The sequence below is a fragment of the Edaphovirga cremea genome (genome assembly GCF_003332275.1).
GTDB lineage: Bacteria > Pseudomonadota > Gammaproteobacteria > Enterobacterales > Enterobacteriaceae > Edaphovirga > Edaphovirga cremea.
The window spans coordinates 58,277-81,409 of the sequence record NZ_QOVA01000012.1 but is presented as its reverse complement, the minus strand read 5'-3'; the positions used below and the strand labels follow the sequence as shown (position 1 = coordinate 81,409).

The 23,133-nt window shown below is 52.0% G+C and carries 21 protein-coding genes and 1 pseudogene; 14 read left to right on the top strand and 8 right to left on the bottom strand.

Features of this window, described 5'->3' with window-relative positions:
* Positions 1 to 16: 16 nt before the first annotated feature.
* Both hemD and hemC read right to left on the bottom strand, forming a co-directional pair.
* Complete coding sequence (gene hemD, locus DRI82_RS16150; RefSeq protein ID WP_114194937.1) at positions 17 to 757, bottom strand: uroporphyrinogen-III synthase; 741 nt, start codon at positions 755 to 757, stop codon at positions 17 to 19.
* Positions 754 to 1,695, bottom strand: coding sequence for a hydroxymethylbilane synthase (hemC, locus tag DRI82_RS16145; RefSeq protein WP_114194936.1), 942 nt, complete (start codon positions 1,693 to 1,695; stop codon positions 754 to 756). Before hemC ends, hemD begins: the two co-directional genes overlap by 4 nt.
* A gap of 318 nt (positions 1,696 to 2,013) precedes the next feature.
* Here hemC and DRI82_RS16140 point away from each other — a divergent pair, with 318 nt between their 5' ends.
* A complete protein-coding gene (locus tag DRI82_RS16140) occupies positions 2,014 to 4,572 on the top strand; it encodes a class I adenylate cyclase (protein ID WP_114194935.1) in 2,559 nt (852 codons plus the stop codon).
* Between the two features lie 84 nt (positions 4,573 to 4,656).
* Here DRI82_RS16140 and cyaY read toward each other — a convergent pair whose 3' ends face one another.
* Entirely contained in the window at positions 4,657 to 4,980 is a 324-nt protein-coding gene (cyaY, locus tag DRI82_RS16135; RefSeq protein WP_114194934.1) for an iron donor protein CyaY, read from the bottom strand.
* Positions 4,981 to 5,057: 77 nt separating this feature from the next.
* Here cyaY and lptM point away from each other — a divergent pair, with 77 nt between their 5' ends.
* The 8 genes from lptM to DRI82_RS16095 all read left to right on the top strand — a co-directional run bounded on the left by lptM (position 5,058) and on the right by DRI82_RS16095 (position 13,496).
* Positions 5,058 to 5,255 (top strand): LPS translocon maturation chaperone LptM, encoded by a 198-nt coding sequence (gene lptM / locus DRI82_RS16130; protein ID WP_114194933.1) that lies wholly within the window; start codon positions 5,058 to 5,060, stop codon positions 5,253 to 5,255.
* A 106-nt stretch (positions 5,256 to 5,361) separates the two neighbouring features.
* Entirely contained in the window at positions 5,362 to 6,186 is an 825-nt protein-coding gene (dapF, locus tag DRI82_RS16125; protein ID WP_114194932.1) for a diaminopimelate epimerase, read from the top strand.
* Positions 6,183 to 6,887 carry a DUF484 domain-containing protein gene (locus tag DRI82_RS16120; RefSeq protein ID WP_114194931.1) on the top strand — a complete coding sequence of 235 codons (705 nt, stop codon included), beginning with the start codon at positions 6,183 to 6,185 and terminating at the stop codon, positions 6,885 to 6,887. The genes dapF and DRI82_RS16120 overlap by 4 nt, the downstream gene beginning before the upstream one ends.
* Positions 6,884 to 7,795 carry a tyrosine recombinase XerC gene (xerC, locus tag DRI82_RS16115; RefSeq protein ID WP_114194930.1) on the top strand — a complete coding sequence of 304 codons (912 nt, stop codon included), beginning with the start codon at positions 6,884 to 6,886 and terminating at the stop codon, positions 7,793 to 7,795. The genes DRI82_RS16120 and xerC overlap by 4 nt, the downstream gene beginning before the upstream one ends.
* Positions 7,795 to 8,511, top strand: coding sequence for a 5-amino-6-(5-phospho-D-ribitylamino)uracil phosphatase YigB (gene yigB, locus DRI82_RS16110; protein ID WP_114194929.1), 717 nt, complete (start codon positions 7,795 to 7,797; stop codon positions 8,509 to 8,511). Before xerC ends, yigB begins: the two co-directional genes overlap by 1 nt.
* Positions 8,512 to 8,611: 100 nt before the next feature.
* Complete coding sequence (uvrD, locus tag DRI82_RS16105) at positions 8,612 to 10,774, top strand: DNA helicase II (protein ID WP_114194928.1); 2,163 nt, start codon at positions 8,612 to 8,614, stop codon at positions 10,772 to 10,774.
* 575 nt (positions 10,775 to 11,349) lie between these two features.
* The gene (gene corA, locus DRI82_RS16100) at positions 11,350 to 12,300 is read left to right on the top strand and encodes a magnesium/cobalt transporter CorA (RefSeq protein WP_114194927.1); all 951 of its coding nucleotides are present in this window, start codon (positions 11,350 to 11,352) and stop codon (positions 12,298 to 12,300) included.
* A gap of 146 nt (positions 12,301 to 12,446) precedes the next feature.
* A complete protein-coding gene (locus DRI82_RS16095) occupies positions 12,447 to 13,496 on the top strand; it encodes an AbrB family transcriptional regulator (RefSeq protein WP_114194975.1) in 1,050 nt (349 codons plus the stop codon).
* On the opposite strand, the gene rarD is transcribed toward DRI82_RS16095, so the two are convergent.
* Both rarD and DRI82_RS16085 read right to left on the bottom strand, forming a co-directional pair.
* On the bottom strand, positions 13,488 to 14,375 hold the full coding sequence (gene rarD, locus DRI82_RS16090; RefSeq protein ID WP_114194926.1) for an EamA family transporter RarD: 888 nt from the start codon (positions 14,373 to 14,375) through the stop codon (positions 13,488 to 13,490). The genes DRI82_RS16095 and rarD overlap by 9 nt on opposite strands.
* Before the next feature lie 103 nt (positions 14,376 to 14,478).
* Positions 14,479 to 14,949 carry a thioesterase family protein gene (locus DRI82_RS16085; RefSeq protein ID WP_114194925.1) on the bottom strand — a complete coding sequence of 157 codons (471 nt, stop codon included), beginning with the start codon at positions 14,947 to 14,949 and terminating at the stop codon, positions 14,479 to 14,481.
* 152 nt (positions 14,950 to 15,101) lie between these two features.
* Here DRI82_RS16085 and DRI82_RS16080 point away from each other — a divergent pair.
* The 3 genes and pseudogenes from DRI82_RS16080 to rhtC all read left to right on the top strand — a co-directional run.
* Positions 15,102 to 15,203, top strand: a pseudogene (locus tag DRI82_RS16080) (phospholipase A); the annotation flags it as partial.
* Positions 15,204 to 15,283: 80 nt separating this feature from the next.
* Positions 15,284 to 17,116, top strand: coding sequence for an ATP-dependent DNA helicase RecQ (recQ, locus tag DRI82_RS16075; RefSeq protein WP_114194924.1), 1,833 nt, complete (start codon positions 15,284 to 15,286; stop codon positions 17,114 to 17,116).
* A 64-nt stretch (positions 17,117 to 17,180) separates the two neighbouring features.
* Positions 17,181 to 17,804, top strand: coding sequence for a threonine export protein RhtC (gene rhtC / locus DRI82_RS16070; RefSeq protein ID WP_114194923.1), 624 nt, complete (start codon positions 17,181 to 17,183; stop codon positions 17,802 to 17,804).
* A gap of 170 nt (positions 17,805 to 17,974) precedes the next feature.
* Here the strand turns inward: rhtC and rhtB are convergent, their stop codons facing one another.
* The gene (gene rhtB / locus DRI82_RS16065) at positions 17,975 to 18,595 is read right to left on the bottom strand and encodes a homoserine/homoserine lactone efflux protein (protein ID WP_114194922.1); all 621 of its coding nucleotides are present in this window, start codon (positions 18,593 to 18,595) and stop codon (positions 17,975 to 17,977) included.
* Between the two features lie 114 nt (positions 18,596 to 18,709).
* Here rhtB and pldB point away from each other — a divergent pair, with 114 nt between their 5' ends.
* Both pldB and yigL read left to right on the top strand, forming a co-directional pair.
* Complete coding sequence (gene pldB, locus DRI82_RS16060; protein WP_114194921.1) at positions 18,710 to 19,702, top strand: lysophospholipase L2; 993 nt, start codon at positions 18,710 to 18,712, stop codon at positions 19,700 to 19,702.
* 51 nt (positions 19,703 to 19,753) lie between these two features.
* Entirely contained in the window at positions 19,754 to 20,560 is an 807-nt protein-coding gene (gene yigL / locus DRI82_RS16055; protein WP_114194920.1) for a sugar/pyridoxal phosphate phosphatase YigL, read from the top strand.
* Between the two features lie 45 nt (positions 20,561 to 20,605).
* Here the strand turns inward: yigL and glpQ are convergent, their stop codons facing one another.
* Together glpQ and glpT are read right to left on the bottom strand one after the other, a co-directional pair.
* Complete coding sequence (gene glpQ / locus DRI82_RS16050) at positions 20,606 to 21,670, bottom strand: glycerophosphodiester phosphodiesterase (protein WP_114194919.1); 1,065 nt, start codon at positions 21,668 to 21,670, stop codon at positions 20,606 to 20,608.
* A gap of 92 nt (positions 21,671 to 21,762) precedes the next feature.
* Positions 21,763 to 23,115: a glycerol-3-phosphate transporter gene (gene glpT / locus DRI82_RS16045; RefSeq protein WP_114194918.1), complete on the bottom strand. Its 1,353-nt coding sequence runs from the start codon at positions 23,113 to 23,115 to the stop codon at positions 21,763 to 21,765.
* Positions 23,116 to 23,133: the final 18 nt, after the last annotated feature.

The following is a 23,133-nucleotide window of genomic DNA, read 5'->3' as shown; positions in this document are numbered from 1 at the left end:
ACATCCCATAGTCAGGTTATTGTAACGCGCGGATTAGCGCATCATTATCTGCATTCTCAGCTACCCGGATCTCCTGCCAGCCTAACTGCTGCGCCAGGGTAGCAATTCGTTCGCTGACCACTACCAGACTGCAGCGCAGCAGCCAGGATGTTCGGTAGTATTCAGGAACTAAAGTATAGAGCTGTTGTAACATTTCAGCGCTGGTGACGACCAGCGTATCAATTCCTGCCCTCTGCCAATGTGAGCTCTGTTCGCTGCCGTCATAATAAACCGGACAGCGTTGATAGCATTCACAAAAACTGACGTCGGCCCCTCTCTCTGCCAGGGTTTCGCCTAGCAGTTCACGCCCGCCGTTACCTCGCAGAATCAGAGCTTTCTTTCCTGCCAGATTTTGCAAGCCCGGCAATTCCAGCAGGGTTTCACTGGTCTCCCTGTCTGGTGGATAGAGGATCGGTAGACCACTCAGCGTATGCATCTTCAACCCGGTGGCCCTGCCTATTGCATAATAAGTCAATCTCGCTGGCCACGGGGAAGACTGGTGATGCAATGTTCGATGGGCGTAATTTACGGCATGCTGCGACAGGATGAACACCAGATCGCCAGTGGCCAGGGATGACAAGTGCTCACTGAGCGATCCCAGCTCACGGCCTGGAGAAAATTCAATAAGCGGCGTGTGGTAGGCAACCCGACCGAGTGCACGCAGCCGGACGATAAGTTGTTCTCCTGCCGGAGAAGGACGGGTTACCAAAATTGTCATGCTGGAGGATTCCCCTGATAGACATCGTCGAGTATTTCCCGTGCACCGCGATCCAGAAGCTCTTCGGCCAGTTCAATGCCCATCTTTTCTGCTTCTGCTGCGTTACCCCGGCGCTCACCGCGAATGATCTGGCTGCCGTCAGGCGCACCAACCAATGCCCTGAGCCACAGAGAATCACCCTCCAGTTCAGCATAGCTGCCAATTGGCACCTGACATCCACCTTCGAGGCGCGTATTCATTGCCCGTTCAGCCAGAACGCGGGTAGCAGTTTCCTCATGGTTTAGCGGAGCCAGCAGAGCGCGGGTCCGATCGTCATCAAGACGGCATTCAATACCTACGGCACCTTGGCCCACTGCGGGAAGAGACTCTTCAGCGCTCATTGCACAGCGGATCCTGGACTCAAGCCCCAGGCGTTTCAGGCCAGCGACGGCCAGAATAATGGCGTCGTACTCACCGTTGTCCAGTTTGGAAAGGCGCGTGCCGACATTCCCGCGCAGATCGCGCACCAGCAAATCAGGTCGCTGCTCACGCAACTGGCACTGGCGGCGCAGGCTGGATGTCCCCACAATACTGCCTTGAGGCAGTTGCGACAGGTTTTCATAACGCGATGAAACAAACGCGTCACGGGGATCATCGCGTTCACAGATAGTGACCAGGCCCAGCCCGTCGGGAAAGGCGATCGGCACATCTTTCATGGAGTGAACGGCGATATCGGCGCGTCCGTCGAGCAAGGCAAGCTCAAGCTCTTTTACGAACAACCCCTTACCGCCAACCTTGGCCAATGGCGTGTCAAGGATGATATCCCCACGGGTGACCATCGGTACGAGTTCTACCTGCAAATCCGGGTGACATTCCATCAGCCGTTTTTGAACATAATGTGCCTGCCACAGTGCCAGGGGGCTTTGTCGTGTGGCAATTCGGATAATTTTGTCTAACATGCTTGATACCGTTTTTATATTTCACCGACCATCCTACCACTGACATAGGAAAGCTGTCAGCGTCGGAAGCCTCAGGCTGAGGTATAGGGGAAGGATATAACAGGATGTTACGGCGAACTGTTCAAAATGGATGAGAAGAAAGAGAGTGTAAAGCAGGGCTGGAGTAAGTCTGGAGCTATACTTCCTTTACGGTCAACCAGCAAGGTGTTAAATTGATCACGTTTCCGACAATATTCCGTCAAAAATTCTTCAAAACAGATGACGGGTATGGAATACGGGGTTTTTTTCTAGACACTGGGATAAATCAGGCGAAACGTCTTGTACCTCTACATCGAGACACTTAAGCAGAGACTGGATGCGATCAACCAACTGCGTGTGGATCGCGCCTTGGCGGCCATGGGCCCGGCTTTTCAACAAGTCTACAGTTTGCTGCCAATCTTATTACATCACCACCACCCTCTGATGCCGGGTTACCTTGATGGTAACGTTCCCCATGGCGTCTGTATCTTCACGCCTGATGAAACTCAAGAGCACTATCTGGCGGGATTGGAAGATAAATGGGGTGCACCGGTGGAAAAACTGGCCAGCGGAGAGTTGCCGATTACTGGCATCTACTCGATGGGCAGCACCTCTTCTATTGGTCAAAGTTGCAGTTCCGATCTCGATATTTGGGTATGTCACCAATCCTGGCTTGATGCCAACGAGCGTAATCGTCTGCAGCTTAAATGCAGTCTATTGGAAAAATGGGCCGCCTCACTGGGTGTTGAAGTCAGCTTCTTCCTGATCGATGAGAACCGCTTTCGTCATAATGAAAGTGGCAGCCTCGGTGGGGAAGATTGCGGATCGACCCAGCATATTCTGTTGCTGGATGAATTTTATCGCAGCGCTGTTCGTCTCGCGGGCAAGCGTATTTTGTGGAATATGGTGCCGGGCGCAGAAGAGGGTAACTACGATGAATACGTATTATCGCTGTATTCACAGGGTGCCTTAACGCCGAACGAGTGGTTGGATCTGGGCGGGTTGAGCACGCTTTCTGCAGAAGAATATTTCGGCGCCAGCCTGTGGCAGTTGTATAAAAGTATCGATTCGCCTTATAAAGCGGTCCTGAAAACCCTGCTGCTCGAAGCTTATTCCTGGGAATACCCCAATACGCAATTGCTGGCGATGGATATCAAACAGCGTTTGCACCAAGACGAAATTGTCTCTTTCGGGCTCGATGCCTACTGCATGATGCTGGAGCGGGTAACGCATTATCTGACCCAGATAAACGACCTCACCCGTTTGGATCTGGTGCGTCGCTGTTTTTATCTCAAAGTTTGCGAGAAATTATCCCGTGGCCGCGCCTGTATCGGTTGGCGGCGTGAAATCCTGACTCAATTGGTGAGTGAGTGGGGCTGGGACGACGAACGCCTGGCGATTTTGGATAACCGTGCCAATTGGAAGATTGAGCAGGTTCGCGAAGCGCACAACGAACTGCTTGATGCGATGATGCAGAGCTATCGCAACCTGATCCGCTTTGCGCGTCGCAATAATCTCAGCGTTAGTGCCAGTCCTCAGGACATCGGCGTGCTGACGCGTAAACTGTATGCGGCTTTTGAAGCGCTACCCGGCAAAGTGACGCTGGTAAATCCGCAAATCTCCCCGGATCTGTCTGAAAATGATCTGACCTTTATCCATGTTCCAATCGGACGCGCCAACCGCACTGGCTGGTATTTGTATAATCAGGCTCCATCAATGGATGCCATCGTCAGCCATCAGCCTCTCGAATATAACCGTTACCTTAACAAGTTGGTGGCGTGGGCCTATTTCAATGGTCTGATGACGCCGCGCACTCGCTTGCACATTAAAAGTGCCAACCTTTGCGATATCGCGAAGCTGCAGGAATTGGTGTCAGATGTATCACACCATTTTCCGCTGCGTTTGCCCGCACCGACACCCAAAGCGCTCTACAGTCCGTGTGAAATCCGTCATCTGGCCATTATTGTCAATCTGGAACACGATCCAACCGCGATATTCCGTAATCAGGTGGTCCATTTTGATTTCCGTAAACTGGACGTTTTCAGTTTTGGCCAGCAGCAGCAATGCCTGGTAGGAAGTATCGATCTGCTGTACCGCAACTCCTGGAATGAAGTTCGTACGCTGCATTTCAACGGTGAGCAGGCGGTATTGGAAGCGTTGAAAACAATTCTTGGCAAAATGCATCAGGATGCGGCTCCGCCTGAATCCGTTGAAGTATTTTGCTACAGCCAGCATTTGCGCGGCCTGATCCGTACCCGCTTGCAGCAGCTGATTTCCGAGTGCATTGAGTTCCGCCTGTCCAGTACCCGTCAGGAGCCTGGTCGTTTCAAAGCCGTGCGCGTGGCCGGTCAAACCTGGGGGCTGTTCTTTGAGCGCCTGAGCGTATCCGTACAGAAACTGGAAAATGCGGTCGAGTTTTATGGCGCGATTTCCAATAACAAGCTGCACGGATTGTCGGTAAAAGTCGAAACCGATCAGGTGCATTTGCCACCGGTAGTGGATGGATTTGCCAGCGAGGGCATTATTCAATTCTTCTTTGAAGACACTGCGGACGATAAAGGTTTTAACATCTATATTCTAGATGAATCAAATCGCGTTGAGGTGTATCACCACTGCGAAGGCAGCAAAGAAGAGTTGGTGCGTGATGTCAGTCGATTCTATTCGTCGTCACACGATCGCTTCACCTACGGTTCCAGCTTTATCAATTTCAACTTGCCGCAGTTCTATCAGATTGTGCAGCTTGATGGCCGGACGCAGGTGATCCCGTTCCGCAGCAATGCCCTGTCGCATTTGTGCGTATCGGTAGCTGATCAAGATAAAAAGCCGCCTCAGTTGAAGCAGCAATTCCAGTTACACTAGTCCAGCGAAATAAATCCAGTTACACAAATCCAGTTAAGCAAATCCGGGTAAACAAAGGGCACGGAAAAACGTGCCCTATAATGATCAGGCGGGGAAGTGAATCTCTTCGCCTGCCTGTGTGCTGCACGCTTCGGTCAGTAAACTCCAGAACTCTCTGCCACTGCGATCGCAGAACCACTGATCGTCGCGGAGCTTGAAGTGATAACCGCCGGATTTTGTTGCCAACCATACCTGATGCAACGGCTCCTGGCGGTTAATGACAATTTTGCTGCCGTTTTCAAAAGTGAGCGTCATGACGCCGCCGTTGGTTTCATAATCGATATCGGCATCGCCCTCAAATTCGTCCAGTGTCTCTTCAATCTTAAGCATCAGCCGATCGGCCAACTGATGAAACTCGCTGTCGTTCATAGTTAATTCCTATTGCTTTTCATGATCCACCTGCGATTATAGAGAGCTTGGACGCATGAATCACAGGCATTAATACAATGAGAAAAGAACTTCGCTGGGCGCTGACTACTGTTGCGTTGATTGGGCTTTCCGGATGCGGCCTGAAAGGTCCGCTTTATTTCCCGCCAGCCGAGAAACCTAAAACGGAAGTTGCCTCAACAGATTCTGCTAATGTACAGAAAAATCAACAAACAACACCAGACGCACAGAAAACTTCATCTTCTGCTGGTATGTAAGGGTTTACCCTTGGTGCGGGAAACATGGTACATACCATGGAGCAACTCGCGTCACGCCGGGGGTGGTATTGCGTCCGGAATTCTCCAGCAGTAAGCGGAGTATGATATGCAGTTCTCCAAAATGCACGGCCTGGGCAACGACTTTATGGTAGTCGATGCGGTTACACAGAATGTCTATTTTTCACCAGAGTTGATTCGTCGACTGGCCGATCGGCATCATGGGGTTGGCTTCGATCAACTTCTGATCGTTGAGCCACCTTACGATCCGGAGCTGGACTTCCATTATCGGATTTTTAATGCAGACGGCAGCGAAGTGGCGCAATGTGGCAATGGCGCGCGATGTTTTGCCCGTTTTGTCCGGCTGAAAGGGCTGACCAATAAACGCGAAATCCGCGTCAGTACCCAGACGGGCCGCATGGTTCTGACCGTTACCGATGATGAGTTGGTGTGCGTGAATATGGGCGAACCAAATTTCGAACCGTCGGCGTTGCCTTTCCGCGCGGCCAAGGCGGAAAAAACCTATATTTTGCGCGCCGCAGAACACACGGTATTGTGTGGCGTAGTTTCAATGGGTAATCCACACTGTGTTTTACAAGTGGACGATGTAACCACCGCGAAGGTGGAATTGCTGGGACCTGAGCTTGAGAGTCATGAACGTTTTCCTGAGCGCGTCAACGTGGGTTTCATGCAGGTGGTCAGCCGGGATCAGGTGAAGTTACGCGTCTATGAGCGCGGTGCCGGTGAAACCCAGGCATGCGGTAGCGGCGCATGTGCCGCCGTGGCGGTTGGTATCCAGCAAGAGTTGCTGGCCGAAGAAGTACTCGTGGAATTGCCGGGAGGCAGTCTCAAAATTAGCTGGAAAGGACCGGGCAGTCCGCTGTTTATGACCGGGCCAGCGACTCATGTTTATGACGGGTTTATTCATTTATGAATAGCGTTGAAAATCAGGTGACAACAGCCGTTGAACTCGATGATGAATCGGTGATGCAGTATCTGCTGCAAAATCCCAATTTCTTTATCAGGAATGCGCGAATTGTAGAACAGATGCACATTCCTCACCCGGTGCGTGGCAGTGTGTCTCTGGTTGAGTGGCAACTGTCTCGCCAGCGTAACCAGATTCATCAGCTTGAAGAAGAAATCACGCTGCTGATGGAGCAAGCTGCACAGAACGAAGGGTTGTTTGGTCATCTGATGCATTTACAGGCCGATCTAGCCGCCGCCAGCAGTTTGCAGGATATGCTGAATCGCCTGCAACGCTGGGCGCGTGGCTTGGGTCTGGCGGGTGCCAATGTCCGGTTGTTCAATGAAAGCTGGAAAATAGGCGCACCTTCCGACTTCACTCATCTCGGCCTGGCACGCAGTGCATTTGAATCCTTCCGTATCCCGCGCCTCGGCAATGAATATCATTTCCTTGGTGGGCTGAATGGTCCTGAACTCCTGCTGCTTTTGCCGCAAGCCAAACAGGTGGGATCGGTAGCGCTTTCCCTGATGGGTGGGCAAGGGGAGCTGGGTATGCTGATTTTCAGCAGCCGCGACCCGCAACACTATCAGCGCGGAATGGGAACGGTGATGCTTGATCAATTGGCGAAAATGCTCCCAAGCCTGCTGGAACGTTGGATTGAACGGGCATGAGCCAGGCAGAATCGACTCTGCAACCCCCCGTTGATGCCTTTTTACGGTATCTGAAGGTTGAGCGTCAGCTCAGCCCTCTTACGATTGAGAATTATGGCCGCCAGTTGCTGGCGTTGGTGGCTATGGCGGATGAAATGGGTTTGACAGACTGGCTCGCGCTGGATGCGGCGAAAGTCAGAATGCTGGTATCGAAGAGCAAACGCTCGGGCCTGCAGTCTTCCAGTCTTGCTCTACGCATGTCCGCACTACGCAGTTTTCTGGATTGGCAAGTCAGCCAGGGTGTACTCCACGCCAACCCGGCAAAAGGGATTGCGACCCCACGCATTGCCCGCCATTTACCAAAAAATATTGATGTTGATGAAGTCAGCCGCCTGTTGGATATCGATCTGAACGATCCCCTGGCGGTGCGCGATCGGGCAATGCTGGAGGTCATGTACGGGGCGGGTTTGCGTCTCTCCGAACTGGTCGGGATGAACTGCAAGCATGTCGATATGGCGGGTGGCGAAGTGTGGGTCATGGGGAAAGGCAGCAAAGAGCGCAAACTTCCTCTGGGACGAATGGCCATAACCTGGCTTGAGCATTGGCTCGCGTTGCGCGATACGTTTAGTCCGCAGGATGATGCGATCTTTCTCTCCAGCCAGGGCAAACGGATATCGGCGCGCAATGTACAGAAACGCTTTGCCGAATGGGGCGTCAAGCAGGGCGTGAACAGCCATATCAATCCGCATAAATTGCGCCACTCCTTCGCTACGCATCTGCTTGAATCCAGCGGCGATCTCAGGGGGGTGCAAGAATTGTTGGGTCACGCCAACCTGTCGACCACGCAAATTTATACCCACCTCGACTTTCAACATTTGGCTTCGGTGTATGATGCCGCGCATCCACGCGCCAAACGAGGAAAACCCTGATGCATTTCTACCGACCGCTGACGCGGATTGCAGCAATCACGTTTGATCTTGATGACACCCTTTACGACAACCGACCGGTTATCGCCCGCACTGAGCAGGAGTCTGTCCGGTTTTTGCAGCAATATCACCCGTCTCTACGCGAGTTTACCTCGGCGGACTACCACCATCTGCGTGCGGAACTTCGTGCCCAGGATCCAGAGATCTACCACGATGTCACCCAGTGGCGTTGGCAGGCGATTCATCTGGCCCTGACGCGCAGTGGGCTGAATCAGGCTCAGGCCACCGCCGGAGCGGATGCATCAATGGAAAACTTTGCCCTTTGGCGCAGTAAAATCGATATCGCCCAGGAAACGCATGACACATTGCAAGCGCTGGCTGCACGCTGGCCACTGGTGGCGATCACCAATGGCAATGCCGACCCGCATCTGTTTGGCCTGGGCGAGTACTTCGAATTTGTGTTGCGATCGGGCCCGGATGGGCGTTCGAAACCTTATGTCGACATGTATCATCTGGCCGCGCAACGTCTTGCGTTGCCCCCTAAAACGATACTGCACGTTGGGGATGATTTGACCACCGATGTCGCGGGTGCTGTGTCTTGCGGAATGCAGGCCTGTTGGATCAACGATCGCCAGCGCAGCCTGATGAAGGCCGATGATGGTCGATTATTGCCCCATATTGAGATTTCTCAGTTGGCATCGCTGAAAGCATTGCTATAATCCTCTGCAATAACTCTGTATATATTTCCAGTAGAATGTCTTTCCGACGTCGTGTTTCAGGACGTCGTTGTGCCATTCCTTAACCCGACAGACGGTGCCTATGGACGTTTCTGACCTGCTCGACAGCCTCAATGACAAACAACGTGAAGCCGTGGCCGCGCCACGCAGTAACCTGTTGGTGCTGGCCGGCGCGGGCAGTGGTAAAACGCGGGTACTGGTGCATCGGATTGCCTGGTTATTGTCAGTCGAGAATTGTTCTCCCTACTCGATTATGGCGGTGACATTCACCAATAAAGCGGCAGCAGAAATGCGCCACCGTATTGAGCATCTGATTGGCACCAGTCAGGGTGGTATGTGGATTGGGACTTTCCATGGTCTGGCCCATCGGCTGTTGCGGGCTCATCACATGGATGCCAAATTGCCGCAAGATTTTCAGATCCTCGACAGTGAGGATCAACTGCGGTTACTGAAACGTATTATCCGTGCCCTGAATATTGATGAGAAACAATGGCCTCCGCGTCAGGCGATGTGGTACATCAACGGTAAGAAAGACGAAGGGCTGCGCCCGCAACATATTGAAAGCTATGGTAATCCGATTGAAGCGACCTGGTTACGCATCTATCAGGCCTATCAGGAAGCCTGCGATCGTGCCGGACTGGTCGACTTCGCTGAGCTGCTGTTGCGTGCCCACGAACTGTGGCTGAATAAACCGCATATCCTCAATCACTATCGCGAACGTTTTACCAACATTCTGGTGGATGAGTTTCAGGATACCAACAGCATTCAATATGCCTGGATCCGACTGCTGGCGGGTGATGCAGCCAACGTGATGATCGTGGGTGACGACGATCAGTCGATCTATGGCTGGCGCGGCGCACAGGTTGAGAATATCCAGCGCTTCCTGAAAGACTTTCCCAAGGCGGAAACCATCCGCCTGGAACAGAACTACCGCTCAACCAGCAATATCCTGAAGGCTGCCAATACCCTGATTGCCAACAACAGTGGCCGGATGGGGAAAAACCTCTGGACCGAAGACAGTGAAGGCGAGCGTATTTCACTCTACTGCGCTTTCAACGATCTGGATGAAGCCCGGTTTGTGGTTAACCGCATTAAAACCTGGCAGGAAAACGGCGGTGTACTGAAAGATTGTGCCATTCTCTACCGCAGCAACGCCCAATCACGTTTGCTGGAAGAAGCGTTGCTTCAGGTGGCGATGCCGTACCGGATTTATGGCGGTATGCGCTTCTTCGAACGTCAGGAAATCAAGGATTCACTGGCCTATTTGCGACTGATCGCCAACCGCAATGATGATGCTGCTTTTGAACGCGTGGTAAATACGCCAACGCGTGGCATTGGGGATCGCACGCTTGATGTGGTGCGACAGACGGCTCGCGATCGCCAGTTGACCATGTGGCAAGCCACCCGGCTTTTGTTACAGGAAAAAGCGCTGGCTGGACGTGCAGCCTCTTCTCTCCAGCGCTTCACCGAACTCGTCGACTCTTTGGCGCACGAAACAGCCGATATGCCGCTACACGTTCAGACCGACCGGGTGATCAAAGATTCTGGCCTGTGGATGATGTATGAGCAGGAGAAAGGTGAAAAGGGGCAGGCACGCGTTGAAAACCTTGAGGAATTGGTAAACGCCACCCGCCAGTACAGCTATCAGGATGAAGATGAGGATCTGATGCCCTTACAGGCATTTTTGTCCCATGCGGCATTGGAAGCAGGCGAAGGGCAGGCGGATGCCAATCAGGACGCCGTTCAGTTGATGACGCTGCATTCCGCCAAAGGTCTGGAGTTCCCGCAAGTATTTATCGTCGGCATGGAAGAGGGTATGTTTCCAAGTCAGATGGCGTTGGAAGAGGGCGGACGGCTGGAAGAAGAGCGTCGTTTGGCGTATGTGGGTGTGACACGAGCCATGCAGAAGCTGACCTTAACCTTCGCGGAAACCCGCCGTCTCTATGGTAAAGAGGTCTATCACCGACCTTCACGCTTTGTCGGGGAGTTACCCGAAGAGTGTGTGGAGGAAGTGCGCTTGCGTGCCAGCGTTTCCCGGCCAGTGAGCCATCGCCGGATGGGAACACCAATCAGTGAGAACGACAGTGGTTTCACTCTTGGTCAACGTGTGCGTCATCCTAAATTTGGCGAAGGGACGGTTGTTAATCTGGAGGGCGGTGGTGAACACTGTCGTTTGCAGGTGGCGTTTCCGGGTGAAGGTATCAAATGGCTGGTTGCCGCCTACGCCAGGCTGGAAACCGTGTAACGACATGACCGTGAACCCGATTGCATTGGAAGGGCGGCGAGCAGTTCACTCCGCCCTTTTGTCATTTACCCAGGATAAATGTCACCAACCTGAACCCGTGCATACCACACCATAATCTTGCCCGTTCGGGCATCGCCTTCTGGCGCTGACCCGACAGATAATCCTCCTCCCGCAAGGGAATATATTCCCCGTGTTGCCGGTTATTCAAGTGGGTGCGATGCGGCCAGAGTGTGGCCTGGTGTGCGGTTTTGCAAGGAAGAGCATTTGTTGCACAATAACTACGGTTAAGCGGTTGACAGTCTTTTTCTTATCGGCGTAACATGCGCGCACGATTATCAATGAGGACCTTCGCCTTGGACACACCCAGTAGATACTGGCTCAATAACCTGTTCATTAGGTACAACTTCTAAGGCTATCCTCTTTGCTGATAGCCTTCGTGGTTGTCAGCGACCTCTCAAGCGTCGCTATGAGTCAGATCTCAATATGGTCTGAAACATACTGGTGTCATGTCACCTTCTCTGTTTCTGTGCTTCAATGCGTTGTCCATACCTGTCATCACAAGGGAGTCAGGGCATATGCTGAGCGCATTTAAATTAGAAAACAGCCGCTTATCCCGTTTAGAGCTGGATGACTCTGACGATCTCACCTCCTCAATTTGGGTCGACTTGGTCGAGCCTGAAGAAGAAGAGCGTGAAAAAGTACAAAGGGAATTAGGGCAAAGTCTGGCAACCAGACCAGAATTGGATGATATCGAAGCATCGGCGCGTTTCTTTGAAGACGAAGACGGGTTGCATATTCACTCCTTCTTCTATTTCGAGGACTCTGAAGATCACGCCGGTAACTCAACGGTGGCATTTACTATCCGTGAAGGGCGTCTTTATACCCTACGCGAGCGTGAGCTGCCGGCATTCCGTTTGTACCGTATGCGTGCGCGCAATCAAATGATGGTAGATGGCAACGCCTATGAGCTGCTGCTTGACCTGTTCGAAACAAAAATTGAACAGTTGGCGGATGAGATCGAAAACATCTACAGCGATTTGGAAAAACTCAGCCGGGTTATTATGGAAGGGCATCAGGGCGATGAATACGATGCCGCGCTCTCCACATTGGCTGAACTGGAAGATATCGGCTGGAAAGTTCGCCTGTGTCTGATGGATACCCAGCGCGCACTGAATTTCCTGGTACGCAAGGCGCGTTTACCCAGCGGTCAATTGGAACAGGCGCGCGAGGTGTTGCGCGACATCGAATCACTGTTGCCGCATAACGAATCCCTGTTCCAGAAAGTGAACTTCCTGATGCAGGCGGCGATGGGTTTTATCAACATCGAGCAGAACCGCATCATCAAAATCTTCTCGGTAGTATCGGTGGTCTTTTTACCCCCGACGCTGGTGGCATCAAGCTATGGAATGAACTTTGAATTCATGCCGGAGCTGCGGTGGTCATTTGGTTATCCGGGGGCGATAGGGTTGATGCTCCTTGCGGGATTGGCACCTTACCTCTATTTCAAGCGCAAAAACTGGCTGTGAATTTTCCCTGCTCTTCGGCTATCTGTCGGAGAGCGCCCTCTCTTTGTTCTGAGCCGCACGTTTTTTAGTCACATGGTTGAAAAATAAGTTTAGAATATACCCTTCATTCAGATCTCTTGCAGAACGGACACATGCTGATGCATAGGATGGCCCCCACCGGCCAGTGGTTTATCCTACTATTTTCCTCGCTGATCCTTGGATTTGGTTTTCAGGCTTTCCATATCCCGGCAGCCCTATTGCTCGGTCCGATGATCGTGGGTGTGGCGATGGGCTTGTCTGGCGCATCAATACGCATTCATCCATGTATGTTCCAGGTCTCGCAGGGTATTTTGGGTTGTATGATTGCCCAGAGTTTATCGCCGTCAATTTTAACGCCGTTGCTGCATGACTGGCCGCTGGTGTTGCTGGTATTGATTGCCACTTTACTGGCCAGCGGGGTTTCTGGCTGGTTGTTGGTTCGCTTCAGCCAACTTCCGGGGCCAACGGGTGCCTGGGGATCGTCTCCCGGTGGTGCTTCCGCTATGGTGGCCATGGCTGGGGATTTCGGGGCGGATGTGCGACTGGTGGCCTTCATGCAGTATCTGCGCGTATTGTTTGTGGCAACGGCGGCGGCCTTTGTCGCCCGTCTCAGCCTGGGTGATGATGCATCCAGCCAGGCTGCTGTCGTAACGTGGTTTCCTTCCCTTGACTGGCGTTTTGCTGGCACATTGGCGATTGCCGCCGTGGGCATTTTGCTCGCTCCGCGTCTGCGTATTCCCTCGGGGGCACTGCTGTTACCCGCGATCCTTGGGGCGACGGTGCATTCCACCGGAATTATGAGCTTGCAGGTTCCCGAATGGCTGTTGGCGATTGCCTATGCCCTCATCGGCTGGAGCGTGGGGCTGCGTTTCACGCGGCAAATTTTCTTACTGGCGCTGAAGTCGCTTCCGCAGATGGTGTTGTCGATAGTCTGTTTGATGTTGTTCTGTGGTGGACTGGCCTGGATGCTGACGTTGCTGTTACCCGTGGATATGCTGACGGCCTATTTGGCTACCAGCCCGGGAGGGCTGGATACCGTGGCAATCATCGCAGCGGGCAGTCGTGTAGATATGTCCTTTGTGATGGCAATGCAGACCTTGCGTCTGCTGACTGTCCTTGTAACGGGTCCGGCGATGGCGCGTTTTATATCGCGCAGCGCTTCACCAGCATCAGCGTGATTTTCGTTGTGAATAGAGGGCATCCAGAACAAAGATCGCCAATCCCGCCCAGATAAAGGCGAAGGTCAGCAGTTTGTCGTTGCCGATACTCTCACCGTAGAAAGTAACGGCCAGAATAAACATCAGCGTTGGGCCGATATATTGGAAAAAGCCCAGTGTTGAAAGTCGCAGGCGGTTGGCAGCTGCCGTGAAAAAAAGCAGCGGCACGGTTGTCACAACGCCCGCAGAGACCAACAACAGATTCAATGACAGGCTGTTGGCGGACAAATGGCTGGTGGGGCTGTCGGCGATCAGGAACAGATAGATCGCGGCAACGGGCAAGAGCCACAGCGTTTCGATCAGCATACCAATCTGCGCATCCACGCGAATTTTCTTGCGCAGCAAACCGTAGAAGGCAAAGCTGAACGCCAGCCCCAGAGCGATGATCGGCAGCGAACCGAACTGCCACAACTGGACCAAAACCCCACAGATCGCGAGGCTTACGGCCACCCATTGCATACGGCGGAAACGCTCACCGAGAAATAGCAATCCCAGCAATACATTCACCAGCGGATTGATGAAATAGCCTAAACTGGCTTCCAACATATGGTGGCTGTTAACGGCCCAGATAAACAGTAACCAGTTACCGCCAATCAACAATGCGGTCACGGCCAGTAAAAGCAGTCGCTTTACGTCTTTGAATATTTGCCGGACTTGCGGCCAGCTCTGGCTGATTGACAGTAAAACCAACATAAAAAAGAACGACCAGATGATCCGGTGCGTCAGGATTTCATCGGCTGGAACTTGTTGAATGAGTTTGAAATATACCGGAGCTATTCCCCAGATAAAATAAGCGCCCAGAGCAAAAAAAATGCCCTGACGCGTTTGTTGCGAATCCATGTTATCGACCTGATAGCAAAAAAGTGAAGAGAGTTGTTAACTTGACACCGGTGTGAGTCATCAACCTGAGTAGGGCAGTGACTCTCCGGCGCATTGTGTAAGTCTACCCTACTATATAGGTCGCGGTGGCAGTGGCAATATGCAGTTGATGTTCGTTGTGTAATTCTACCCGAGCGACAGCCACCTTATTTCCTGCGCGCAGCAGGCTGGCGCTGGCGGTAAAACGTTCACCGCGCCCTGGCCGCAGGTAATCTACCCGCATATCGATCGTCCCCATCCGTGAAAGCCGCATCTTCAGCTCTTCTTCGTTAATCGTATCATGTCGCATCAATGTGCTGCCTACGCAGACCAAACCGGCTGCCACATCCAAAACGGAAGCAATAACGCCCCCGTGCAGAATATGCTGCGCAGCATTGCCAACCAACTTGGTTTGGTTAGAAAAAATCAATTCCGCGTAGTCGTTCTCAAAACGGCCCAATTCCAGTCCAAGCTCCTGATTAAAGGGCATATGATAAACAAAGATTTCACCGATCAGTTTACGGGCAGCTTCCTGAGTTAACGGGGTGACAGACATAAATTTCTTCCTGAAGCGTAATTGCGCATTGAAATAAAACCAAGGTTAACGAATTGTATATTTTATGTCTGCTTTTTGTTTCTGACCAGTGCGAAAACTATATATCCAACAAGCGTTAATCCAAAAAACACATTTGTGTGTAAAATGGCCTGTTCTATACGCAGGTATTCAGCGGCTATGATGAGTCATTGATTGATTACAACTTCAAGCAGACTCGCGTCGGTGTTGGTATCATGCTCAACGATATACTCTAATCTGCGCGAATTCGCGTCAGCATTAAACAGTCCCGGTACGGAGCGTTCGTGGCCGGGCACATCATAAGTTGGGGAAACGAGTGTCTACGGCGGCAGTGATAAACAGAGAATTGCTGGCAGAACAGGTATTACGCGATACCTTCGGCTACCAGCAATTCCGACCAGGTCAACAAGCGATTATCAACGCAGCCATAGCCGGGCAGGATTGTCTGGTAGTGATGCCAACCGGTGGCGGGAAATCGCTGTGCTATCAGATCCCTGCGCTGGTTATGGACGGGCTGACACTGGTGGTCTCTCCTTTGATTTCCCTGATGAAAGATCAGGTCGATCAACTGTTGGCCTATGGTGTAGCAGCCGCGTGCCTCAACTCGACCCAGACGCGTGAGCAGCAGGTTGAGGTGATGGCAGGTTGCCGCAGCGGCCAGATTAAGTTGCTGTACATCGCCCCTGAGCGACTGATGATGGATAATTTCCTCGATCAGCTCAACCAGTGGAATCCGGCAATGCTGGCGGTTGATGAGGCGCACTGTATTTCACAGTGGGGCCATGACTTCCGTCCTGAATACCGAGCCTTGGGGCAGCTCAAGCAGCGCTTCCCTGATTTACCGGTGGTGGCGTTGACCGCCACGGCGGACGAAGCGACCCGGGGTGACATTGTTCGCCTGTTGGCACTCAATGAACCGCTGATCGAGATCAGCAGCTTTGACCGGCCAAACATTCGCTACACGCTGGTTGAGAAATTCAAACCACTCGATCAACTGTGGCGTTTCGTGCAGGACCAGCGTGGCAAAAGTGGCATCATCTACTGTAATAGCCGCGCCAAGGTCGAAGACACCACGGCCCGCTTGCAAAGCCGCGGGTTAAGCGTGGGTGCGTACCATGCCGGTTTGGATAACGAACGCCGTGCGCAGGTGCAAGAAGCCTTTCAGCGGGATGATTTGCAAGTGGTGGTAGCCACCGTTGCATTCGGTATGGGGATCAATAAACCCAACGTCCGTTTTGTGGTGCATTTCGATATTCCCCGGACCATCGAATCCTACTATCAGGAAACGGGAAGAGCCGGGCGCGATGGCCTGCCTGCCGAAGCCATATTGCTTTATGATCCGGCGGATATGGCGTGGCTGCGCCGCTGTCTGGAAGAGAAACCCGCTGGCGCACAGCAGGATATCGAACGTCATAAATTGAATGCCATGGGGGCGTTTGCCGAAGCACAAACCTGCCGCCGCCTGGTGCTTCTCAACTATTTTGGGGAAGGTAAGCAGCAACCTTGTGGCAACTGTGATATTTGCCTCGATCCCCCCAAACGTTATGACGGACTGAAGGATGCGCAGAAAGCATTATCTGCTATCTATCGCGTAGGTCAGCGTTTTGGTCTGGGTTATATCGTGGAAATACTGCGCGGGGCTAACAATCAGCGCATCCGCGAGTTTGGTCATGACAAATTGCCCGTCTACGGATTAGGCAAAGAGCAGAGCCATGAACATTGGGTCAGCGTGTTACGCCAATTGATCCATCTGGGGCTGGTCTGTCAGAACATCGCCATGTATTCCGCGTTGCAATTAACTGAAGCTGCGCGCCCAGTTCTACGTGGGGAAATACCCCTGCAATTGGCTGTGCCGCGTATCCAGACGTTAAAAGTACGCAGCAGTTCAAACCAGAAATCCTATGGCGGAAACTACGATCGCAAGCTGTTCGCCAAACTGCGTAAACTGCGCAAATCCATCGCCGATGAAGAGAATATTCCGCCCTATGTGGTATTCAATGACGCCACACTGCTGGAAATGGCGGAACAGATGCCCATCACAGCCAGTGAATTACTCAGCGTTAATGGCGTGGGGCACCGCAAGCTTGAGCGCTTTGGCGCACTCTTCATGGGGATGATTCGCGATCATGTTGATAACGATGACGATTAATCGCTGGATTTTTTATGTATAAGCGCTTAGCCTGCTATCTTATAGTTATCCGAGAATATCCATCATGTTGATCCTGTTCCTCACCGTCGCGTTGGTTCATCTGGTCGCCTTAATGAGCCCAGGTCCAGACTTTTTCTTTGTTTCCCAAACGGCAGCCAGCCGTTCGCGACGCGAAGCCATGATGGGTGTCGTCGGAATTTCTCTCGGAATTGTTATCTGGGCCGGTGTCGCCTTGATGGGGTTGCACTTGATCCTGCAAAAAATGGCCTGGTTGCACCAGATCATTACCGTCGGCGGTGGATTATATCTCTGCTGGATGGGCTGGCAACTCCTGCGCTCTGCCAAAGCCAAGAAAACTGCCAACGCCGATGCTGAACCCGAAGTGAAGCTAGCCGCACGCGGTCGCACTTTTATGCGTGGTTTTCTCACCAACCTCTCCAATCCCAAAGCCGTTATTTACTTCGGTAGTGTCTTTTCCCTGTTCGTCGGTGATGACGTCGGTAGCGCCGAACGCTGGGGTCTGTTCGTCCTCATCGTCATGGAAACCTTTGTCTGGTTCTCCCTCGTCGCCATGATCTTCGCCCTTCCCGTCATGCGCCGTGGTTACCAAAGACTGGCCCGCTGGATCGATGGAGTGGCGGGGGTTTTATTTACCGGTTTCGGACTCCACCTCATTATTTCTCGCTAGGCTTGCTGCTGCTTGTCTGTTTGAGATTGGGCAGTGCTCGTACTCCTCATGGACTTATGTCCACTGCGGGTACTGCGCGTTGGCCGCACTCAAACTGACTGCGCTCGCTGCGCCTGGGCTTGCTACTGCTTGCCATTTTGGGGTTGGGCAGAGAGCGAAATCGGTATGAATCAAACTTTCCGGGCAGTGGCGAGGAGTGCGCCGACCAGCATGAATAGCGAGCCGAAAATGCGGTTGAGCAGTTTCATTTGCTTCGGGGCTTTGACCCAACTGGCGATGTGGGTAGCGAGAGTTGCGTAGCCAATCATCACGATGATATCGACGACCACGGTGGTTACGCCCAGAATCACGTACTGTGCAGTTTGTGGTTGATGAGCAATAATAAACTGTGGGAATAATGCGGCGAGAAAAACAATACTTTTTGGATTGGTGAGATTGACCAGAATCGCGCGTTGGAATAATTTCCGGCGTGGGATACTGTCTGACAGCGCGTGCAAATCGATGGCACCCGCAGCTCGCCATTGTTGGATCCCCAGCCAGATCAAATAGGCTGCGCCCAACCATTTTAGTACTTCAAAAGCCATTAATGACTGTGAAATCAACGCGCCGAGACCCACACCAACTAACACAATATGCAGGCTGAGACCAACTTGTAAACCTGCTATAGACGCCGCCGCACCGCGAAAACCATGACTAATGCCAGTGCTCATGGTGTTAATTGCACCCGAGCCGGGAGAAAGACTTAAAATTGAAGTCGTCAGCAGATAAGTTAGCCACCAGTCCAAGGTCATCAGCAAAGCTCCCCGATTGCATAGTTTTATGCCACAATACGCTATTGCAATTTGTTGTGCTATGACTCACAAAAAAGAAGCTTTTAATGCAAGGGTAATGCTACGGAACGGGTAATGGCGCAAGTTAATGAGAGTTGGTTAACGCGGGAGCAGGAGTTTGCTGCCTTCTCGAACGGACCGCTGCTCGATTTCTGGCACAGCCGGGAAGAGGGCGTGTTTTCTGGCGTCAATGACGTACCGATTCATTTCGTTCGTTTCTGTTCTCCCAAGCACGATCAAGTCATCGTTGTATCACCTGGCCGCATAGAAAGTTACGTCAAATATTCAGAAGTTGCCTACGATTTATACCATTGTGGTTATGACGTCATGATTCTGGATCACCGTGGGCAGGGGCGTTCTGGCCGTATGCTGAACGATCGTCACTGCGGCCATGTGCACTTGTTTGATGACTATATCGATGACTTTCATACCTTTTATCAGCTAGAGGTTGCACCACGCAATTATCGGCGCAAGTTCGCATTGGCCCATTCCATGGGCGGGGCAATTCTGGCGTTATTCCTGGCCAAAGAACCTGAGTCCTTCGATGCTGCAGCACTCTGTGCGCCCATGACGGGAATATTCCTGCCGCTACCTGGTTGGGTGGCGCGCAAAATCCTGGATTGGGCTGAAAACCGCCCTATGCGCCGTGATGGTTATGCGTTGGGTACCGGTCACTGGCGACCATTGCCATTTCTGGTCAATGCACTGACCCACAGTCGGGAGCGTTATCGTCGTAGCGTGCGTTCTTATGCGGATTATCCGGAGTTACAGGTTGGCGGACCCAGTTATCATTGGGTACGTGAAGGTATTTTGGCTGGAGAGCGTCTTCTTGCGCAGGTCAAAAATATCACTACACCACTATTAGTGTTACAGGCGGGAGAGGATCGGGTGGTGAATAACCGTTCCCAACTCGCTTTTTGTCAGGCGATGGCCCGGGTGGGAAATCCTTGTGAAGGGAACCAACCGCTGGTCATAGAAGGTGCACGACATGAGATCCTGTTCGAACGGGACGATATCCGTGCCAGGGCGCTTAGCGCCATCATGCGTTTTTTCGCGAATCACACTTAATTCGGCAGCGAAAAACTGCCATAACACCATTAGAGGTTAGAACATATCGCTATGTACCACGTCGTCGCTTCCGATTTAGATGGCACACTGCTATCGCCAGACCACACGCTGTCCCCCTACGCGAAAGAAACCCTCAAGCTGTTGACACAGAAGGGTATTCACTTTGTTTTCGCTACGGGTCGTCATCATATAGACGTTGGACAAATCCGCGACAATCTTGAAATTAGCGCGTACATGATCACCTCAAACGGAGCGCGTGTTCACAATACTGCTGGTGAGCTGATTTTCAGTCATAACCTGGATGCGGAGATCGCCCGCGACCTTTACAAGATTGTGCATAACAATCCGGATATCCTGACTAACGTTTATCTGAATGATGACTGGTACATGAATCGCGACCGGCCAGAACAAGCTGAGTTTTTCCGTGAGTCAGTATTCAAATATCAACTGTTTGAACCAGCATTGCTGGAGACTGACGGAGTGTGCAAAGTCTATTTCACATGTGATGACCATGAACTGTTGCTTCCGCTGGAAGAAGCCATCAATGCCCGCTGGGGCGATCGCGTGAATGTGAGTTTCTCTTTCCCGACCTGTCTCGAAGTCATGGCTGGCGGTGTTTCAAAGGGTCATGCGTTGGAGCAGGTTTCAAAGCTTATCGGCTATTCGCTGAAAGAGTGCATCGCGTTTGGCGATGGCATGAACGATCTGGAAATGCTTTCGATGTCCGGCAAAGGTTGCATTATGCGTGATGCCCACCAACGCCTGAAAGATATGCTGCCGGAATTGGAGGTGATCGGATCCAACGTGGATAATGCGGTTCCTCATTATCTGCGCAAGATGTTCCTGGCAGAAGAGTAATCCGGTTGGGCGCAGCACTGCTGCGCCCGCGTTAACATATTCTTTTTACTTGTTCTGTTGTAAGAAACTCACCGCTTTATCGGGGAAGTCGGTAAACAGGCCGTCAACTTTTGCCTGTTGGTAGAGAATACGATAAAGCCCATCAATGTCGGTTGCATACGTCGGTAGCGCATCTGCGCGAACGGTATACGGGTGTACCAGCAGATTATTCTCGTGAGCTTCTTTGACCATATCCGTTAGCTTCACCGCATCTGGCGTGGAATCTTTTATCACCAGCATGTGGTAATCCGGTCCGACACCGTCGGCATATTCAGCAATGCTCTTCATCGCTCCCGGTTTGAACATCCAGTCATAATCATAGTTAACCCACTTATCGCCCTGTTTTTCGTAGGTCTCTTTCCAGTCTGTGTAGGCTATCAACTGAACCAGTTTCAAATCCATACCCAGTTTTGGTTCAAGCTCGGTCTTGATGCGCTTCAGTTCATTGGCATCGAAGCATTGCAGGAATACGGGATCATTTTTGCTGGTATAGCCGTACTCCTTCAACACCCTCAACACTTCGCTGGAGATATCTTTACCTTCCTGCTCATGGAACCACGGGGCTTTGATTTCTGGGTAAATACCGATCTTTTTACCGGTCGAATGGTTTAATCCCTGAACGAACTCAATCTCTTCCTGGAAAGTATGGACGCGGAAGTCAGATTTCCACATCGGGAAACGACCAGGATATGACTGCACCTGCTTGCCGTCTTTGATATTGAAACCTTCAGTGAATCTCAGCGACTTGATTTCAGCGAGACTGAAGTCGATCGCGTAATATCGTCCATCTTTGCGTGCGCGATCGGGAAAACGTTCTGCCACATCGGTGACGCGATCAAGATAATGATCGTGAAGCACCACGAGCTGATTGTCGCGGGTCATCACCAAATCCTGTTCGAGATAATCCACGCCTTGTGCATACGCCATCGCTTTGGCCGGTAGCGTATGTTCTGGCAGATAACCGCTGGCACCGCGGTGGGCTACAACTATCTGATCGGCAGCCTGGGCAAAGCCTGAGAGCGACGTTGCCATAATCAGTCCAGCCAAAAGTGATTTGATAGGTTTTCGCATTCCATGTACTCCTTCGTATCCGATAATACTGCGGGAGAATAAAAAGGCCGCGGGATCTGAGACTTTACCGCGGCCTGGTTCCGTTATTTCACTCAGCTGCGTTTGGCCAACTCAGCTTTGTGTTTGTTCTCACTCACCATGGTCATCAGCAGCAGAATAATCGCCACGAAACAGCCACCAATCATTACCATGAATCCACCATCCCAACCGAAGTAGTCAACGGTGTAACCCACAATGGCGCTGGCAGCGACCGATCCACCCAGGTAACCAAACAGACCGGTGAATCCGGCTGCGGTACCTGCGGCTTTTTTCGGTGCCAGTTCAAGGGCATGGAGGCCAATCAACATCACCGGACCGTAGATCAGGAAGCCGATGGTGATCATACAAGCCATATCAATGCCAGGATTGCCGACCGGGTTCAGCCAGTAAATGATGGTGGCGATAGTCACCAGCACCATGAAGAACACGCCTGTGGCACCACGGTTGCCTTTGAACACTTTGTCCGACATCCAACCACACAGCAACGTGCCAGGGATACCTGCATATTCGTAAAGGAAATATGCCCACGAGGACTTATCCAGTGCGAAATGTTTCACCTCTTTCAGATAGGTCGGTGACCAGTCCAAAATGCCGTAACGCAGCAGATAAACAAACACGTTGGCCAGTGCGATGTACCACAACAGTTTGTTGGGCAGGACGTACTGCATAAAAATCTGTTTTGCCGTTAATTCAACTTCCGCAGATTTTTCATCGTAGTCTACTGGATAATCGTTTTTGTACTCTTCAATAGGCGGTAACCCGCAGGATTGCGGTGTATCACGCATCGTTGCAAAGGCAAACACAGCAATCAGAATGGCGCCGAATGCTGGCATATAGAGCGCTGCGTGCCAGTCGTTAAACCATGCCATCCCCAACAGGAACAGTAACGGGGGAAGACCACCGCCGACGTTATGCGCACAGTTCCAGACTGAGACTATGCTGCCGCGTTCTTTTTGCGACCACCAGTGAACCATGGTGCGTCCGCACGGAGGCCAGCCCATACCCTGAAACCAGCCACACAGAAAGAGCAGCACAAACATCACGGCAATACTGGATGTTGCCCAAGGGACAAATCCCATGAACAGCATAACGGCCGCCGCCAGAATAAGACCTGCTGGCAAGAAAACCCGGGGATTGGAACGGTCAGAGACCGAACCCATGATGAATTTGGAAAAACCGTAGGCAATAGAGATACCTGACAATGCAAAACCGAGATCGCCGCGGGAGAACCCCTGATCGATTAGGTATGGCATGGCAAGCGTAAAATTCTTTCTGACCAGATAGTAGGCTGCGTAGCCAAAGAAGATCCCCATGAAGATCTGCCAACGCAGGCGACGGTAGACGGGATCGATCTGATCTTTAGGAATGCGGTCCTGATGTGGTGCGGGCTTAAAAATACTAAGCATGGGCGCCTCCAATGGCTG